This is a genomic window from Aliidongia dinghuensis, from assembly GCF_014643535.1.
Lineage (GTDB): Bacteria > Pseudomonadota > Alphaproteobacteria > ATCC43930 > CGMCC-115725 > Aliidongia > Aliidongia dinghuensis.
Genome location: NZ_BMJQ01000003.1, coordinates 248,328 through 265,184, shown reverse-complemented (window position 1 = coordinate 265,184; position 16,857 = coordinate 248,328). Strand labels below are relative to the sequence as shown.

The 16,857-nt window shown below is 67.6% G+C and carries 14 protein-coding genes; 11 read left to right on the top strand and 3 right to left on the bottom strand.

The window, feature by feature from the left end:
- From IEY58_RS07230 to IEY58_RS07205, 6 genes are all read left to right on the top strand, one after another.
- Positions 1 to 1,602: an N-acyl-D-amino-acid deacylase family protein gene (locus IEY58_RS07230; protein ID WP_189044058.1), complete on the top strand. Its 1,602-nt coding sequence runs from the start codon at positions 1 to 3 to the stop codon at positions 1,600 to 1,602.
- A gap of 25 nt (positions 1,603 to 1,627) precedes the next feature.
- Positions 1,628 to 2,005: a RidA family protein gene (locus IEY58_RS07225; RefSeq protein WP_189044056.1), complete on the top strand. Its 378-nt coding sequence runs from the start codon at positions 1,628 to 1,630 to the stop codon at positions 2,003 to 2,005.
- A 144-nt stretch (positions 2,006 to 2,149) separates the two neighbouring features.
- Complete coding sequence (locus IEY58_RS07220; protein WP_189044054.1) at positions 2,150 to 3,208, top strand: alanine racemase; 1,059 nt, start codon at positions 2,150 to 2,152, stop codon at positions 3,206 to 3,208.
- 8 nt (positions 3,209 to 3,216) lie between these two features.
- Positions 3,217 to 4,233, top strand: a complete 1,017-nt coding sequence (locus IEY58_RS07215) for an ABC transporter ATP-binding protein (RefSeq protein WP_189044052.1) — start codon at positions 3,217 to 3,219, stop codon at positions 4,231 to 4,233.
- Positions 4,230 to 5,201 (top strand): ABC transporter ATP-binding protein, encoded by a 972-nt coding sequence (locus IEY58_RS07210; RefSeq protein WP_189044050.1) that lies wholly within the window; start codon positions 4,230 to 4,232, stop codon positions 5,199 to 5,201. The genes IEY58_RS07215 and IEY58_RS07210 overlap by 4 nt, the downstream gene beginning before the upstream one ends.
- A 354-nt stretch (positions 5,202 to 5,555) precedes the next feature.
- Positions 5,556 to 6,023 carry a CHAP domain-containing protein gene (locus tag IEY58_RS07205; protein WP_189044048.1) on the top strand — a complete coding sequence of 156 codons (468 nt, stop codon included), beginning with the start codon at positions 5,556 to 5,558 and terminating at the stop codon, positions 6,021 to 6,023.
- A 126-nt stretch (positions 6,024 to 6,149) separates the two neighbouring features.
- On the opposite strand, the gene IEY58_RS07200 is transcribed toward IEY58_RS07205, so the two are convergent.
- Together IEY58_RS07200 and IEY58_RS07195 are read right to left on the bottom strand one after the other, a co-directional pair.
- Positions 6,150 to 8,294, bottom strand: a complete 2,145-nt coding sequence (locus IEY58_RS07200; protein ID WP_229743551.1) for a TonB-dependent receptor — start codon at positions 8,292 to 8,294, stop codon at positions 6,150 to 6,152.
- A 207-nt stretch (positions 8,295 to 8,501) separates the two neighbouring features.
- Positions 8,502 to 9,404 carry a metal ABC transporter substrate-binding protein gene (locus IEY58_RS07195; protein WP_189044046.1) on the bottom strand — a complete coding sequence of 301 codons (903 nt, stop codon included), beginning with the start codon at positions 9,402 to 9,404 and terminating at the stop codon, positions 8,502 to 8,504.
- Positions 9,405 to 9,719: 315 nt separating this feature from the next.
- Between IEY58_RS07195 and IEY58_RS07190 the strand changes: the two genes are divergently transcribed.
- Both IEY58_RS07190 and IEY58_RS07185 read left to right on the top strand, forming a co-directional pair.
- Positions 9,720 to 10,673 (top strand): flagellin N-terminal helical domain-containing protein, encoded by a 954-nt coding sequence (locus IEY58_RS07190; RefSeq protein ID WP_189044044.1) that lies wholly within the window; start codon positions 9,720 to 9,722, stop codon positions 10,671 to 10,673.
- 183 nt (positions 10,674 to 10,856) lie between these two features.
- Positions 10,857 to 11,816 carry a flagellin gene (locus IEY58_RS07185; RefSeq protein ID WP_189044042.1) on the top strand — a complete coding sequence of 320 codons (960 nt, stop codon included), beginning with the start codon at positions 10,857 to 10,859 and terminating at the stop codon, positions 11,814 to 11,816.
- Here the strand turns inward: IEY58_RS07185 and IEY58_RS07180 are convergent.
- A complete protein-coding gene (locus IEY58_RS07180) occupies positions 11,805 to 12,959 on the bottom strand; it encodes an AGE family epimerase/isomerase (RefSeq protein WP_189044041.1) in 1,155 nt (384 codons plus the stop codon). The genes IEY58_RS07185 and IEY58_RS07180 overlap by 12 nt on opposite strands.
- Before the next feature lie 187 nt (positions 12,960 to 13,146).
- Here IEY58_RS07180 and IEY58_RS07175 point away from each other — a divergent pair, with 187 nt between their 5' ends.
- The 3 genes from IEY58_RS07175 to IEY58_RS07165 are packed head-to-tail and all read left to right on the top strand — an operon-like array spanning position 13,147 to position 16,792.
- On the top strand, positions 13,147 to 13,929 hold the full coding sequence (locus tag IEY58_RS07175) for a FadR/GntR family transcriptional regulator (protein WP_189044038.1): 783 nt from the start codon (positions 13,147 to 13,149) through the stop codon (positions 13,927 to 13,929).
- Entirely contained in the window at positions 13,926 to 15,344 is a 1,419-nt protein-coding gene (gene uxaC, locus IEY58_RS07170) for a glucuronate isomerase (protein ID WP_189044036.1), read from the top strand. The genes IEY58_RS07175 and uxaC overlap by 4 nt, the downstream gene beginning before the upstream one ends.
- A complete protein-coding gene (locus IEY58_RS07165; protein WP_189044027.1) occupies positions 15,341 to 16,792 on the top strand; it encodes a mannitol dehydrogenase family protein in 1,452 nt (483 codons plus the stop codon). The genes uxaC and IEY58_RS07165 overlap by 4 nt, the downstream gene beginning before the upstream one ends.
- Positions 16,793 to 16,857: the final 65 nt, after the last annotated feature.

Below are 16,857 nucleotides of genomic sequence, written 5' to 3'. Positions count from 1 at the left end.
ATGACGAGAGATCTTCTGATCCGCGGCGCGCGGATCATCGACGGCAGCGGCGCCCCCTGGTTCCTGGGCGACGTGCGCGTCGCCCAGGGCCGGATCGCCGCGGTCGGCGCCCAGCTGCCGACGGATGGCGCCCAGGTGCTGGATGCCGACGGGCGCTATCTCGCCCCCGGCTTCATCGACGCCCATACCCACGACGACCTCATGTTCCTGCGCGAGCCGGAGCGGCTGGAAAAGGCGATCCAAGGCGTCACGACGATCGTCGTCGGCAATTGCAGCTTCTCGCTCTATCCAAGGGCAGCGGCCTCGGTGGATGCGCTGCGCGGCCATTTCGGCGCGCTCCTGGGCGAAACGGCGGAGGCCGAAACCTTCGGCGATTTCGCCGCCTACAAAGAGGCACTCGAGGCGAACGGCATCGCGCTCAACCTGGTCTCGCTCGTCGGCCACGGCGCGCTCCGCATCGCGGTCATGGGCTATGACGAGCGGGCGCCGACCGCGGCGGAGCTATCCCAGATGCGGCGCCTGCTCGCCCGCGATCTCGCGGCCGGTGCCGCGGGCCTGTCGCTGGGGCTGGTCTATCCGCCGAGCGCCTTTGCCAACACCGCGGAGCTCGTGGCGCTCGCCGAAACGGTCGCCGAGCATCACGGCGTGCTTGCCGCCCATGTTCGCAGCTACGAGGCGTCGCTGATCCCGGCGGTCGACGAGTTCCTGGACCTCCTGAAGCGCTCGGGCACCGCGGGCCTGTTGTCCCATCTCCAGGCGGCCGGCAAGCCGAACTGGGGCGGCGTTGGCCGGGCGATCAAGCGGCTCGAGGCGGCGCGCGCGGACGGCATCGACGTCAGCTTCGACATGTATCCCTATCCGGCCGGCAGCAGCACGATCCTGCAGCTCCTGCCGCCCACGGCCCAGTCGGGCGGCATCGACGCGCTGATCGGCCGGCTTAAGGATCCGGTCGAGCGCGCCGGCCTGCGCCAGGCGGTCGAGGAGGGCGACGGGCGCAACGGCACCTGGCCGTCCAAGGTCAAGCTCATCGGCTGGAACAACGTCCGGATCGCCGGCGTCGAGCTGCCCGAGTTGAAGCGCTTCGAGGGCAAGGCGATGGACGCGGCCGCGGCCGAGGCCGGCCTGGAGCCGTTCGACTTCCTGGCCGACCTCGTCACGCGCGACCAGGGCCGGACGACGATCGTCATGTTCCAGCTGGGCGAGGCGGACCTGCGCGCGGCCTTCACCCATCCCCTGCACATGGTGGGCTCCGACAGCCTGCCGCGCCCGGGCACCAGGCCGCATCCGCGCGCCTACGGCACGTTTCCGCGCGTGCTCGGCAAATTGTCGCGCGACGAGGGCTGGCTCGGCCTCGAGGACGCCGTGCGCCGCATGACCTCGATCGCGGCCCAGCGCTTCGGCCTCATGGACCGCGGCCTCGTGCGCCCGGGCCTCGCCGCCGACCTCGTGCTGTTTGAGCCAGATCTCGCCGACCTCGCGAGCTTTGACAGCCCGACCGAACTCGCCTCCGGCATCGACCGCGTCTGGGTCGCGGGCGAGACGATTCTTGCCGACGGGAAACCGACCGGCCTCCGTCCGGGCCGTGTGCTCGGACGACACTGAAAATCATTTCGAGGAGAGAGATTTGATGCGTAAGGCTCATATCGTTGAGGGCGCCGCCAAGGCGGCAGGCCAATATTCCCACGCCGTTACCGCGAATGGCTTCGTCTATGTCTCGGGCCAGGGCCCGGTCGACCCCAAGACCGGCGTCATGTCGGACAATTTCGCCGAGCAGGTGCGCCAGACGATCCGCAACATCGAGACCATCCTCGCCGGCGTCGGCGCCAGCCTCAAAGACGTGGTCAAGATCAACGCCTATCTGGCCGACCTCACCCGCTTCAAGGAGTACAACGAGGTCTATATCGAGTTCTTCAAGACCGAGCCGCCGGCCAGGACCACGATCGGCTGCCAGCTGCACGGCATCCACGTCGAGATCGACTGCGTCGCGGCGCTGCCGACGAAGTAGGGGCGGTAGTTATTACCGTCATTCCCGCGTAGGCGGGAATCCAGGGTTGCCGCAATGGTTGGCAACCCGTCGCTTGCCCTGGATCCCCGCCTAGGCGGAAACTCTGGTTTCCGCCCGGGGGATGACGGGGAGGGAGATATCGGAATGAAGATCGACCAGCTCGAAACCCCAGTGCCGGTGATCGACCTCGACCGGGTCGAACATAACCTCGTCAAGATGCAGGCCTATTGCGACCGGCATGGCTTGAAGCTTCGGCCGCACATCAAGACGCACAAGCTGCCGGTCTTCGCCCGGCGGCAGATGGAACTGGGGGCGGCCGGCATCACCTGCCAGAAGCTGGGCGAGGCCGAGGTGATGGCCGATGCGGGCCTCTCCGACATCCTCCTGTCCTATCCGCTGATCGGGCCGGCCAAGGCCGCCCGGCTCGCGGCACTCGCAAAGCGCGTCACCATGCGGGTCGCCGTCGACAATCCCGTGGCGCTCGACACCGCCGCTGCGGCCGCGCGCGAGGCGGGTACGGAGATCGGCGTGCTGATCGAGTTCGATTCCGGCGGCAAGCGCACCGGCGTCACCTCGGTCGACGAGGCGCTGGCCCTGGCGGAGGCGATCCGCGCGGCTCAAGGCCTCCGCTTCGACGGGCTCATGACCTATCCGAGCTCGGCCGAGACCGCGCGCTTCGTCGCCGCGGCGAAGCAGCGGCTGGGCGGCGCCGGCATCGAGATCAAGACCGTATCCGGCGGCGGCACGCCTAACGCTTGGGCTCAGCACGAGATCGAAGGCCTGACCGAGCTGCGCGTCGGCACCTACATCTACCATGACCGGGCGACGGTCGGCGCCGGCGCCGCCACGCTCGACGAATGCGCGCTGCACCTGCATGCGACGGTGGTGAGCCGCCCGACCGAGACGCGCGCCATCATCGACGCCGGCTCGAAGAGCCTGACCAGCGACCGGGTGGCGCCGTCGGTCGGCGAGGGCTACGGCCTGATCCTCGAATACCCGGACGCGATCATCGAGCGGCTGAACGAGGAGCACGGCATCCTCGATCTCTCGCACTCCGCACGGAAGCCGGCGATCGGCGAGCGCGTGCGCGTCGTGCCGAACCATGTCTGCGTCGTGACCAACCTGCACGACGAGGTGGTGACGATGCGCGGCGGCGAGCGGATCGAGACGCTGCCGGTGGCGGCGCGCGGCCGGACCCGATGACATTGGCGATGGCGGCGGAGAAGACGGTGGGGACGCCCGGGGCCGAGCCGCTGCTCGAGGTCGAAGGCTTGAAGACCTGGTTCCGGGTCGAGGGCGGCACGGCCAAGTCGGTCGACGGCGTCACCTTCACGCTCCACCGCGGCGAGACCCTGGCCGTGGTCGGCGAATCCGGCAGCGGCAAGTCGGTCACGAGCCTGTCGATCATGCGGCTCATCCCGGAGCCGCCGGGCCGGATCGTCGAAGGCGCGATCCGGCTCAAGGGTCGCGACGGCGTCGTGCGCGACCTGGCGCAGCTCGCCGAGCCGGCGATGCGCCGGATCCGCGGCAACGAGATCGGCATGATCTTCCAGGAGCCGATGACCAGCCTCAACCCGGTCTATACGGTCGGCGATCAGATCGGCGAGACGCTGCGCCGCCACCAGGGGCTTTCGAAGCGCGCCGCCTATGACCGGGCGGTCGAGATGCTGGCCAAGGTCGGCATCCCTGATCCCGCGCGCCGCGCGGCCGAATATCCGCATCGCATGTCGGGCGGCATGCGCCAGCGCGTCATGATCGCGATGGCCTTGGCGTGCGGCCCGGCCGTGCTCATCGCCGACGAGCCGACGACCGCGCTCGATGTTACGATCCAGGCGCAGATCCTCGACCTGATGCGCCGGCTGCAGGTCGAGCTCGGCATGAGCATCCTGTTCATCACCCATAATCTGGGCGTCGTGGCCGAGATCGCCGACCGGGTCGCGGTCATGTATGCGGGCCGCGTGGTCGAGGAGGGCGACGTCCATGCCGTCTTCGCCCGGCCGCGCCATCCCTATACGCGGGCGCTCCTCGCCAGCATGCCGGTCATGGGCAGCCGCGACCGGCTCGCCGCCATCCCGGGCCAGGTGCCGAGTGCGGCGAACCTGCCCGAGGGCTGCGCCTTCGCGCCGCGCTGCCCGCTCGCCACCGACGCCTGCCGTGCGGCACCGCCGCCGCTCGAGGACACGGGCGAGGGCCACCGCGTGCGCTGCATCCGCTGGAGGGACGCATGAGCCAGCCCCTGCTCGATGTCCCCCTTCTCGAAGTCCAGGGCCTCGTCAAGCAATTCCCCGCGAGCGGCGGCGGCGTGGTCAAGGCGGTCGACGACGTGAGCTTCGCCATGATGCGCGGCGAGGTGCTAGGCCTCGTCGGCGAGTCCGGCAGCGGCAAGACCACGACCGGCCGTGCCATCCTGCGCCTGGTCGAGCCGACGGCCGGCCGCGTGCTGTTCGACGGCGCCGACATCACCCATCTGGCGCGCCCCGAGCTCCGCGCCTATCGCCGGCGCATGCAGATCATCTTCCAGGACCCGTACGCGAGCCTCAATCCGCGCCGCAAGGTCAAGGACGCGATCGGCGAGGCGTTCGTCATCCACGGCATCGGCACCAGTGCCGACCGGCGCGACCGGATCGCAGCCTTGCTCGAGCGGGTGGGCTTGCCGGCCGACGCCATGGAGCGTTTCCCGCACGAATTCTCCGGCGGCCAGCGCCAGCGCATCGGCATCGCCCGGGCGCTTGCGGTCGAGCCGCAGTTCATCGTCGCCGACGAGCCGGTCTCGGCGCTCGACGTCTCGGTCCAGGCCCAGGTCGTGAACCTCTTGAAGGACCTGCAGGCGGAACTGGGCCTGACCGTCCTGTTCATCGCCCACGACCTGGCGGTCGTGCAGTACATCAGCGACCGGATCGCCGTGCTCTATCTGGGCCGGATCATGGAGATCGCGACCAGCGAGCAGCTCTACGCCCGGCCGCGCCATCCTTATACCGAGGCGCTGCTGGCCGCCGCCCCCGTGCCGGACCCGACGCGGCGGCGCGAACGGGCGCCGCTGCAGGGCGACATCCCGAGCCCGCTCAACCCACCGTCCGGCTGCGTATTCCGGACGCGCTGCCCCTACGCGACGGAGGCTTGCGCCGCGACCGTGCCGCCGCTCGTCGAGGTCGAGCCCGGCCACATGAAGGCCTGCATCCGCGACGACATCCTCTAGCAGCAGCGCGCCGACACGCGAGGTCGCTGTTTGTTCCGTAACATTCTCTTTACGGTGGAGCGGTATCTGTTTGCGATGCAGCAAGGATGGGGGTTGGAGTCGCCCGGTGTGACCGGTTTCACAGGGTGTTGAGATACCGCTGCATGGCTGCCTTTCGAGCCGTGCAAGACCAGAGAATCCAGACACTTCGAAAATTGTTGCGAAAAAGTCTTGGATTCCGCGGAACTCTTCTGTATCCAACACTCTCCTTCCGCCACGGACGGTCGACATGCCACCCAGGAATGTCAGCCGTGCGTTTCCCGAAAAGGGCCGCCGACCGGTCGGTCCTTCAGCCGAGAACGTGACAGAGAGGCCATGAAGCGAGAAGTTGCCGCGATTGCCATCGCAACTGCACTCCTGACCATCCCCGCCGCCGTTCCGGCATCCGCGATGGAATGTGTCGCGTATGCCAAGGCCATCACGAAGATCAATCTGCGCGGCGATGCGTGGAAATGGTGGGACTCCGCTTCCGGTGAATATTCTCGGGGTCACAAGCCGCACATGGGCGCGGTCATGGTGTTCGATCGGACCAAGCACATGCGCCACGGCCATGTCGCGGTCGTCGTCGACCTGATCAGCAACCGCGAAGTGCTGGTCGACCAGGCGAACTGGGCCGCGGGCAAGAAGAACAAGGGCAAGGTCTCGACTGCCGTCTCGGTCGTCGACGTGTCGGAGAACAACGACTGGTCCAAGGTCCGCGTGCGCTGGAAGGATTCGCCGGACTACGGCCGCGACAATCCGGTGCGCGGCTTCATCTACAGCACGCCGGAAAGCCGCGGCTGAGGCTTTCGCCGGCGGCAGGATCAAAAAGGGCGCTTCCTCGTGGGAGGCGCCCTTTTGGTTTGGAGATATTGCTCCCTTCCTCCGTCGTTCCCGCGCAGGCGGGAACGGGACGAGTGGAACGGGCAGTCAGAAACTCTTCGTCACGGCGGCAAAGAAGCCACGGCGGGGACCGAATTGCGGGGCGCCGACGCCGACGCCCGTCCCGTTGCGGATCTCGTATTTCTCGTCGAACAGGTTGATGACGTCGAAGCGGGCGTCGAGCGCGCCCACACGCGGCAGGTCGAAATGGTGCGAGATGCCGAGATTGACCTGGACATAGTCGGGCAGGCTGCCGCTGTTCGGATGGTCGGTCGAGTTGCGCAGGCCCGTGCCGTAGATGAGGTCGGTGCTGAGCCGGGTCCCATCCCAGAGATAGGAGACGCCGGCCGACGCACTGTAGGTCTGGTCGTGGTCCAGGTGGATGTAGTGCCGGCTGATGTAGGCGAGATCGTCCGGCGTGAAGTTGAACTGGCTCGACACGATGTCCTTGCCCTCCGCGACGCCGGCCGCGAAGTTGCCATAGGCGGTCCAGGGGCCTTGCTGATAGGTCGCCGACAGTTCCGCGCCATATTGCCGGCCAGAGGCATAGTTGAACGGCGTCAGGATGATCGGCGCGCCGAACTGGCCCTCGTCGATCAGGTTGCGGGAATTCTTGTAGTAGGTATCGAGCCCGACGGTGAGGCCGGGCAGCGGCCGCTGCGAGACGCCCACGTCGAAGTAATTGGCCTTTTCTGCCCGTGACACGTCGTCGGCCGTCACCGTCGGCGCCCCGGTCGTGTTCGCGAACTTGGTAATGCTCTCGCCGCCGACCAGCTCGAACGGCGGCGGCGTGAAATAGCGGGCATAGCCGGCATGGACGGTCGTTGTGTCGGTCGGCTTCCAGACCAGGTTGATGCGCGGGCTCAGCTGGTTCTCGTGGGTGAAGGCATCGACCAGGTCGAACCGGCCGCCGTAATTGACCGTGAGACTGTCGAAGAGCTTCCACTCGTCCTGCAGATAGATGCTGTAGGTCCAGGCGGTCTTGCCGCCGTCGTCCTCGATCTTGACTGGCATGTCGCTCGTCTGGGCGCCGCTGGCGTCGGTCGGCAGCACGAGCGACGAGGTGGCGCTCGTCGCCCGGTCGCCCTCGATGATCACGCCGGCGCGCAGCGTATGGCGGTCATTGAGGTGGTAGGCGCCTTCGGCCTGGAGGCCGCCGGCGATGTCGCGCTTGTAGGCCGTCTGGGCGATGCCGTTGTAGAGCAGGTCGCCGATCGGATCAGGCGTGAAATAGAGGCTCGAATAGCGGCCGAACAGCGAGACCTGGACGTCGAAGCTCTCCTGCGAGCGCAGATAGCTCAAGACGCCGTAGTGGGTGAGCTCCCGCTGGTTCTCGTTGAGCTTGTCGCTTGGGAAGTCGGTCTGGCCGTTGACCGTCAGGCCCAGCTGCGGCGAGAGACCCGACTGGTCGGGGATCTGGAACTGCTCGCGCGAGGTGCCGAGGATGAGGGCGACCCGGCTCGACGGATCGATGACGTCCTCGAAATAGCCGAAGCCGTGGCCTTGGCTCGTCCGGTCGTGCAGCGGATCGGACCGGCCGTCGGGCGATTCGATGCCGAGCCCGTTCTGCAAATAGTCGCCCGAGACGAAATAATTGATCGAGCCGTCCGAGCCGGCGAACTCGACGCTGGGCTCGATCGTGCCGTGGCTGCCGCCGTAGAGCGAGACGGAGCCGCCGGGCTCGAACGCGCCGTCCTTGGTCCTGAGATCGATGATGCCGGCGGTGCGCAGGCCGTATTCGGCCGGCAGCGCGCCGGTGATGAGTTCGACCTGGTCGGCGAAGCGCGGGCTCAGCGTCTGGCCGAACACGCTGATGCCTTCGGGCAGGATGATGCCGTTCAGCCGATATTGCAGGTTGTTGTGCTCGCCGCGGACATGGAGCTGGCCGAAGGAATCCTGGGCCACGCCCGGCGCCTGCAGCAGCACCTGGTTCAGCGGATTGTTCGTGCCGCCCGGCTGGCTGTCGAGCGCTTCTCCGTCGATCACATAGGTCGAGGCGCCGATCTGCGTCTGGATACCGTTGCGTGCCTCGTCGAGCTTGTGGCCGATGACGGTAATGTCCTCGACGGATGACGGCGACGCGGCGGTCTGAGTGGTACCCGTTTGGGATGTGCCCGACAGGTCGTCGGCGATCGTGGGCGAGGCGAGGGCGAGCGAGAGCAGGGCCGTGCCCGAGAGCATGCGGAGGAGCATGATTAATCCTAATGTTATAACGTTTCAAATTATGACGACTGAGCGGGCTTGATCGATCGAGCCCCTCGCCCGCGTGAGCGGGAGAGGGAAGGGACCCGGCCCGTCAGGGCTGGGAAGGGTGAGGGTGGGCCGGCTGCAACGCCCTCACCCGCCTCGCTGGCGCTCGGCACCCTCTCCCGCGAAGCGGGCGAGGGTTGGTATTCCTCCTCAGTTCAGCAGCATGCCGGCCTTGAGCGTCGCCGTGTTGTATTCGAACATCTGGATATAGGTCGGGGCCGGCTCACTGGGCTTGGACAGCGCGTCCGAGAACAGCGGCGGGCCGACGACGGCGCCGGTGTCGTGGGCCAGCTGGTCGATCAGCCGGCTGTTGCTGATGTTCTCGAGGAACAGCGCCTTGAGCTTCTCACGCTTGATCTGGCGTTCGAGCTTCGCGACATCGCCGGCAGACGGCTCGCCCTCCTCGGTCGAAAGCCCGATCGGCGCGATGAACTGCACGCCATAGGCCTTGCCGTAATATTGGAAGGCGTCGTGGGTCGTGATGACCCGGCGCTTGGCCGCCGGGACATCGGCGAGTTCGGCCTTGACCTTGGCCTCGAGCGTCGTCAGGCGTTGGGCATAGGCCTCGGCGTTCTGCTGATAGACGGCGGCATTGGCCGGGTCGGCCGCGGCCAGCCCCTTGGCGATGTTGGCGACATAGATCCGGCCGTTGGCGAGGCTTTGCCAGGCGTGCGGGTCGGTCACTTTGCGAGCCTTGCCGCCTTCCTCCTCCGTCATGGTCAAGGGCGTGATGCCCTCGGTCGCGACGACGCGGGTGCCGGTAAAGCCGGCCGAGCCCATGAGGCGCGTCAGCCAGCCTTCGAGCCCCAAGCCGTTGATGACGACGAGCCGCGCACTGCTGATCGCCTTGGCGTCGGACGGCGTCGGCTCATAGGTATGGGCGTCGCCGTCGGGGCCGACCAGGCTGCGGACTGCGACCTTGTCGCCGCCGACATTCTTCACCAGGTCTTCGAGCACGCTGGTCGTCGCGACCACCGGTAGGGGATCGGCCGCGGCGGTGCCGATCGCGAGGCCGAAAGGGATGAGCGCAAGGAGCAGGGAGGCGAGGCGCATGAAGCTTTCCATCGGTCAGGGCTGAAAGTCAAAACGATATAACATAACAATTTTGCCCTGCCAGCCCCCTTCGGCGGGACGGCATGGTTAACGCTAAAATTTTATGGAAGCCCAGGAGGGCCGCGGGTTTGCGCCGGCTCGATTCCTCGCATTTTAAGCGATTGGCGTGGCGAGATACCGCTACCCGGCGTAGTGTGCGATGTCGCACTACCTCTGGTCGAACCCTAAAGGGCGCGGCCGAAGTGCGGCAAAAGTGCCCCATGAGGGGCGGCTGCCGGAAATCCGGCGGCTTTTCTTCCTTAAAGGATGAAGCACATGTCAGGCATTACGCTTACCGCAACCCAAACAGCGACTATTCAGTCCCTGCAGTCTGCCTCGGCGCTGTTCACGACGACGCAGAACGAGCTGAACACCGGCAAGAAGGTGAACTCGGCTTCGGACGACGCGGTCGCCTATTTCCGGTCCAAGTCGCTCTACGACCGGTCCAGCAACATCCTCACCCGCAAGGCCAACATCGATCAGTCGATCCAGACGGTTCAGGCCGCTTTGGACGCGACCTCGGCGGTCGACGGCTTGCTGAAGCAGCTCAAGGGCGTGCTCGAAGGCGCCCGCGGTGCCACGACCTCGTCGCGCGTCTCGGCGACGGTGCAGTTCAAGAACATCGCCAAGCAGCTGGCGCAGCTGGTCAATGACGCCTCCTACCAGGGCCTCAACCTGCTGACCAAGACCACGGCCAGCCTCTCCACCCAGTTCTCGGAGCGGACGGCCGCGACCTTCACCATCAGCGGCTTCTCCTACACCTCGACCGTGGCCGGCAATGCCAACTCGTTGTTCACCGCGGCCACCGTGGCGTTCAAGTCGGACGGCACGCTGCAGTTCTCTAACGTCGTCGCGTCGACGGCGAACGGCGCCGGTACGGTCAAGGGCTTCTCGGCCCTGAGCCTGACCAGCACCACCGCCCAGGGCATCACGGCGTCGCAGGCGGCGGCGATCTTCACGGCGACCGACAACCGGATCGACGCGGCGATCAGCCAGAACAGCGCGCTCACTTCAGCACTCGGTACCAACGTCAACATCCTGCAGGCGCGTTCGACCTTCAGCGCCAGCTACGCCGGGACGCTCTCGGGCGGCGGCGACAAGCTGACGCTGGCCGACCTCAACGTCGAGGCGGCGAACTCCCAGGCGCTGACGCTCCGTCAGCAGATCGGCATCCAGTCGCTGTCGGTCACGGGCAACCAGAACTCCTCGATCCTGACGCTGCTTCGTTAAGGTTCGGCGGATCTTGGGATGGCGTCTCCGGGGTTCGCCCCGGAGGCGTCGTTTCACACGTTTTTGGCTAATCGGTAGAGAGTTTCTCTTTGCCGATTGACAAGCCTGCCCTCACGGCGCACATCGGAAAACGTGTGCGGCCGCAAACGGCCGTGCATCCATCGCTTGAAAGGGATGGATCCGGTGAGCGGCATCGCGCTATCGCCGTCACTTCTTCAGGACCTGGACAATCTCTCGCAGACCCAGGGTGAGTACGATACTGTCCAGCGCCAGCTCGGCACCGGCCTGGCCGTCTATGATCCCACCGACAATGCGGTTGCCTATTTCCGCGCAGCATCCCTTACCGGGCGCGCGACCCAGGTGCTCAACTACAAGGGCGGCATCGACCAGGGCGTGTCGTCGATCGACACGGCGCTGACTGCGACGACCGCGGTCGAGAACCTCCTGCAGCAGCTCCAGGGTATGGTCGAAGGCGCGCGGGGCGCCTCGCTCCCGGCCCGGACAGAGGCAACGCAGCAATTCAAGGCGATCGGCACGCAGCTGAACCAGCTCGTCCAGGACGCCGCCTATCAGGGGCTCAATCTCCTGAGCTCGACCGCGGCCCAGCTCACCGTGCAATTCGGCCCGCAGAACGGCGGCGGACTCACCATCGCCGGCTACGATCTGACCGCGACCGGCGCGGGCAATGCCCGCGCGCTCTTCACGGCGGTGGGCGCGTTCAATACCAGTCGGGCGATCCTGTTCTCCAACGTCGTCGCCGGCGGGACGGTTGCGGTCCAGGGCTTTTCGGCGCTCGACGTGACCGGCGGCGCCGGCACGGTGGCGGCCTCGCTCGCGGCCACGATCTTCGATGAGGCCAAGTCGCGGCTCAACAACGCGATCACCCAGCTGCAGAGCGTCGCGGGTTCGCTCGGCAGCTTCGCCGGGGTGCTGCAGACCCGCTCGGTCTTCCAGCAGAGCTACGCGACGCAGCTGCGGGCGGGCGCGCGCAAGCTGACGCTGGCCGATCTCAACACGTCGGCGGCCGAGAGCGAGGCCGCGAGCTTGCGCATCGCGCTCGGCCTGCAATCGGCGGCGCTGCAGGGCCAGCTCCGCTCGACGATCCTGCAGATCCTGCATTCATCGGCGGCGTCACAACACTAGGTTCGGAAGCGCCCGCACGCGCGCCGCCTCCGCCAGCGCCAGCATGACGTGGTAGAGGACCCGGACCGGCACCTCGGCCGCGATCGACCGGTTCGACGGGTCGAGCTGGTTGACCCAGAGCCCGGTCACGGGATCGAGCCAATAGTGGAAGAGGGCGGCCAGATGGTCGTCGAGCCGCTGCCGCGCGCCGGCGTCGGCCAGGAACTCGAGCCGCGCTGCCTCGGCCTTGATCGCTTCGGTCTGCGGCCAGAGCAGCCGGGTCGGGGCGACGATCGTACCCTCGGCGTCGACGCCGTCGACCACGAGCGGCCAGCCCTCGGGTGAGTGCGCCACACCATGAGCAAGTGCAAAGCTGTGCAGCCGCTCGGCGAGGGCGACGACGTGCCGGTCGCCGGCCAGGCGCGCGTGGTGGTGCAGCAGCCAGACCCATTCGAAATGATGACCGGGCTCGCGCAGCACCCCGGCGGGGCCTGGGGCCGGCTGCCAGTCTGCCATGAAGAACTCGCCGAGCGTGCCGGTCGCGGGATCGATCAGGCGATCGCCGAGCAGCGTCACCAGGCGATTCGCCCGGTCGAGCCAGCGCTCGTCGGCCGACGTTTCGGCGAGCGCGTGGCACGCTTCGAGCAGATGCATATGCGGGTTTTGCCGGCGGGGCAGGGTGCCGTGATCATCCTCGGCGAAGCCGCCATGCGGGGCGGCGAGTTCCTGCTCGATGAAGCACATCACCTGCTCGGCCCGGTCGAGCGGCTCGCGGAAGCCGGTCGCGCGCGCATACCAGGCGCAGGCGAACAGCACGAAGGCGAGGTCGTAGAGATCGGCCCGATCGTCGAGGGCGGCGCCATCTGCCGTGACCACGTGGCGGAAGCGGCCGGTCGCGTCGGCGCAGCGCTCGGTGAGGAACCGGTAGCCGTGCTCCGCCGCGGCGAGGCCGGGGCCGGCGGGGTTCAGCAGGTGGGCGTGGCTGAACACATAGACGAGCCGCGCCGTCACCAGGCTCGAATGGCGCGGCCGCGGATCGGGCCGCCCGTCGGCAGTGAGATATTCGAGATAGCCGGCACCGTCCGGGGGCACGGCGAGCGCCGCCCAGGCGGGGATGAGCGTATCGGCGAGCCAGCGGGCGAGATCCTGCGGGGCTTCGGTCATGGCTTCTGGACTCATGATGACGGGCGGTTGACAGCGGCCGGGCTGCCGTGACAGGGTCCGGCAATTGGCCAGACCACTTGACCATTCCAGGTTTGATCCTTGCTGTCCAGACGCCGCATGTCCCAACGATCAGCACCGGCCCCAGCCCTGGCCCCGTCGGCCGGGCGGGCCTTTTGAGGATCGAGCCTTGCCGATCATTCGCGTCGAGCCGAGCCGCCTTTACCGGCGCATTGCCGATCAGATCCGCGACCTGATCCTCGCGGGCGAATTCCCGCCCGGCAGCCGGCTGCCGCCGGAGCGCGATCTGGCGCAGCAGTTCGGCGTCAGCCGGCCGAGCCTGCGTGAGGCGCTGATCGCGCTCGAGATCTCGGGCTTCGTCACGGTGATGACCGGTTCCGGTATCTATGTGCGCACCGATTTCGCCGGCGCCGAGCCCATGGCGGTGCCGGATGGCGGGCCCGGCCCGTTCGAGCTCATCCGCGCCCGGCGCCTGATCGAGAGCGAGGTTGCGGCCGTCGCCGCGCGCGAGGCGACTGAGGCCGATATCGACGGGCTCGAGGACGCGCTGCAGCAGATGCGCGACGAGGATGCAAGGCACGAGAGCCGCGAGGACGCCGACCGGCTGTTCCACCTGCGCCTCGCCGGCGCCACGCAGAATTCGGCCCTGTCGCTCGTCGTCCAGGGCCTGTGGGACCAGGGCCGCGGCCGCATGTGGGAGAAGATGCAGCTGCGCATGCATAACGCCGGCCTGCGGCCGCGCTGGATCGCCGAGCATTCCGCCGTGCTGGACGCGGTCCGCGCCAAGGACGCCAAGGCTGCCCGCCGTGCCATGCAGGCGCACCTGAGCGCGGTCGAAGAGGAATTGGAGGACGCCTGGAACGCCGCCGCCAAGCTCGATGGAAGCAAAGCGGCTGAGGTGCCAGGCCCAGAAAAGCCATTCGCGGAAAAAACACTCAAGGTCAAATCATGAGCTTGCCTCTGACGCTGCATCCCGATCGCCTGTTCCCGGCCGACGAGGCGTCCCGCGCGGTCGCCCGCGCGCTCTATGCCGAGGTCAAGGACCTGCCGATCGTCAGCCCGCACGGCCACACCGATCCGCGCTGGTATGCCGAGAACGAGCCGTTCCCGGACCCTGCGACCCTGTTCATCGTGCCGGACCATTACGTGTTCCGCATGCTCTACAGCCAGGGTGTGGCGCTCGAGGACCTGGGCGTGCCGCGTCGCGACGGCGGGCCGACCGAGCAGGACTCGCGCAAGATCTGGCGCATCTTCGCTGCCAACCAGCATCTGTTCCGCGGCACGCCCAGCGCCATGTGGCTGGCGCACGCGTTCCACGAGGTGTTCGGCGTGCGCGAGCGGCTCGACGCCGACAATGCCGATCGGATCTACGACCAGATCGACGCGCAGCTGAAGCTGCCGGAATTCCGCCCGCGCGCGCTCTTCGAGCGGTTCAACATCGAGGTCATCGCGACCACGGAATCGCCGCTCGACGAGCTGAAGTGGCACAAGCAGATCAAGACGAGCGGCTGGCAGGGGCGGGTGCTGACCGCTTACCGGCCCGACCCGGTCGTCGATCCGGAATTCCCGGGCTTTGCCGAGAACCTGGTCGAGCTCGGCCGCATTACTGGCGAGGACACGACGAGCTGGCGCGGCTATCTCGCGGCACTCGAGACCCGGCGCGCCTATTTCCGCGAGCACGGCGGCTGCACCTCGACCGACCATGGCCATCCGACGGCGACGACCGCCGACCTTTCGCCCAAGGTCGCGTCCGACCTGTTCGACAAGGTGCGGTCCGGCAGCTTCACCGCGCACGAGGCTGAGCTGTTCCGCGGCCAGATGCTGACCGAGATGGCGCGCATGAGCATCGAGGACGGGCTCGTCATGCAGATCCATCCGGGCTCGTTCCGCAACCACAACCCGGGCCTCTTGGCGAAGTTCGGCCGCGACAAGGGCGCCGACATCCCGACCGCGACCAACTACGTGCATGCGCTGAAGCCGCTGCTCGATCGTTTCGGTAACGAGACGAGGCTTTCGATCATCCTCTTCACGCTCGACGAGACGAGCTACTCGCGGGAGCTGGCGCCGCTCGCCGGGCATTACCCGTCGCTCAAGATCGGTCCGGCCTGGTGGTTCTATGATTCGCCGGAGGGCATGCGCCGCTATCGCGAGCTCGTGACCGAGACCGCCGGCTTCTACAACACCGTCGGCTTCAACGACGACACGCGCGCCTTCCTGTCGATCCCGGCGCGCCACGACGTCGCCCGCCGCATCGACTGCGGCTATCTGGGCCGGCTCGTGGCCGAGCACCGGCTCGACCTCGACGAGGCCCAGGCGGTCGCCCGGGACCTCGCCCATGGGCTCGCCAAGAAGGCGTACAAGCTGTGACGCTCGCGAACGCCACATTGGCCTCGATTAAGGCCGACGTGCGCCGGCCGCGCTATGACCGTGCGCGGCTCGTCCCGGGCGTCGTCCATCTCGGCATCGGCAATTTCCACCGCGCCCACCAGGCGATCTATCTGGAAGACCTGGTCGAGCGCTCGGGCCTCGGCCTCGGCATCACCGGCGTCAGCCTGAAGAGCCCGGGCATGCGTGACAAGCTGGCGCCGCAGGACGGGCTCTACACGCTCCTGGTGCGCGAGGGCGAGACGGTCTCGGCCCGCGTCGTCGGCATCGTCGGCCGGGTGTTGGTTGGTCCCGAGGATCCTGCAGCCGTCGTGCGCCAGATCGCTGATCCGGCGACGCGCCTTGTCACCTTGACCGTGACCGAGAAGGGCTATTGCCTCGACCCGGCAACCCATCGGCTCGATCCGAACCACCCGGACATCCGGGCGGACCGGGACCGGCCGACGAGCGCCATCGGCTATCTGCTGGCCGGTCTCAAGCAGCGCTACACGGCCGGGCAGAAGCCGCCGACGGTGCTGTCGTGCGATAATCTGCCGTCGAACGGCGCCACCTTGCGCCGGGCGCTCATCGACGGGGCCGCGCTCGACGACGATGGCTTCGCCCAATGGCTCGAGACCAACCTCGTAACGCCGTCGGCCATGGTCGACCGCATCGTACCGGCCTCGACCGATGCCGATTTCGCCGATGCCCGGCGCTTGACCGGCTTCGCGGACTTGGCCGCCCTCTCGACCGAGCCCTTCACGCAATGGGTGATTGAGGACACGCTCGACCGCGACCTCCATGGCCTGGGCGAGGTCGGCGCGGAGCTGGTCGGCGCGGTCGAACCCTACGAGCGCATGAAACTCCGCCTGCTCAATGGGGCGCATTCGACCATCGCCTATGCCGCCCAGGCGATCGGCGCCGAATATGTCGCCGATGCGGTCGCCATCCCGGCGCTGCGCCATTTCGTCTCCGAACTGCAGACCGAGGAGCTGGCGCCGACCGTCGGGCATTTCCCGCGTGAGCGGCTGGTCGACTACAGCAACCAGCTGATCCGGCGGTTCGACAATACCGCGGTCAAGCACCGCACCCGCCAGATCGCCATGGACGGCTCGCAGAAGCTGCCGCAGCGCCTGCTGATGGCCTTGGGCGAGCGGCTCGACCAGGGGCTGCCGGTCGAGCGCCTGACGCTCGCGGTGGCATTCTGGCTCCGCCATCTGAGCGGCCGGGACGACCAGGGCGCACCGATCCCGGTCAATGATCCGCTCGCGGACCGGCTGATGCCGCTCGCCGCGAGCGATCGGCCGGCGGCACAGGTGGTCGAAGACCTGCTCGCCGTCCGGACCGTGTTTCCGGAGGGCCTGACGGCGCGGGCCGGTTTCCGCGAGGGGTTGACCCGGGCGCTCACGCGCCTGCGCGCGGGCGGCACGCTCGCCGCCCTCGGCGGCTGAAGCCGCTGCCGGCAGAACAAGTTCAATAGGGAGCAACGCGATGAGCCTTCTTTCTTTCCGGATGG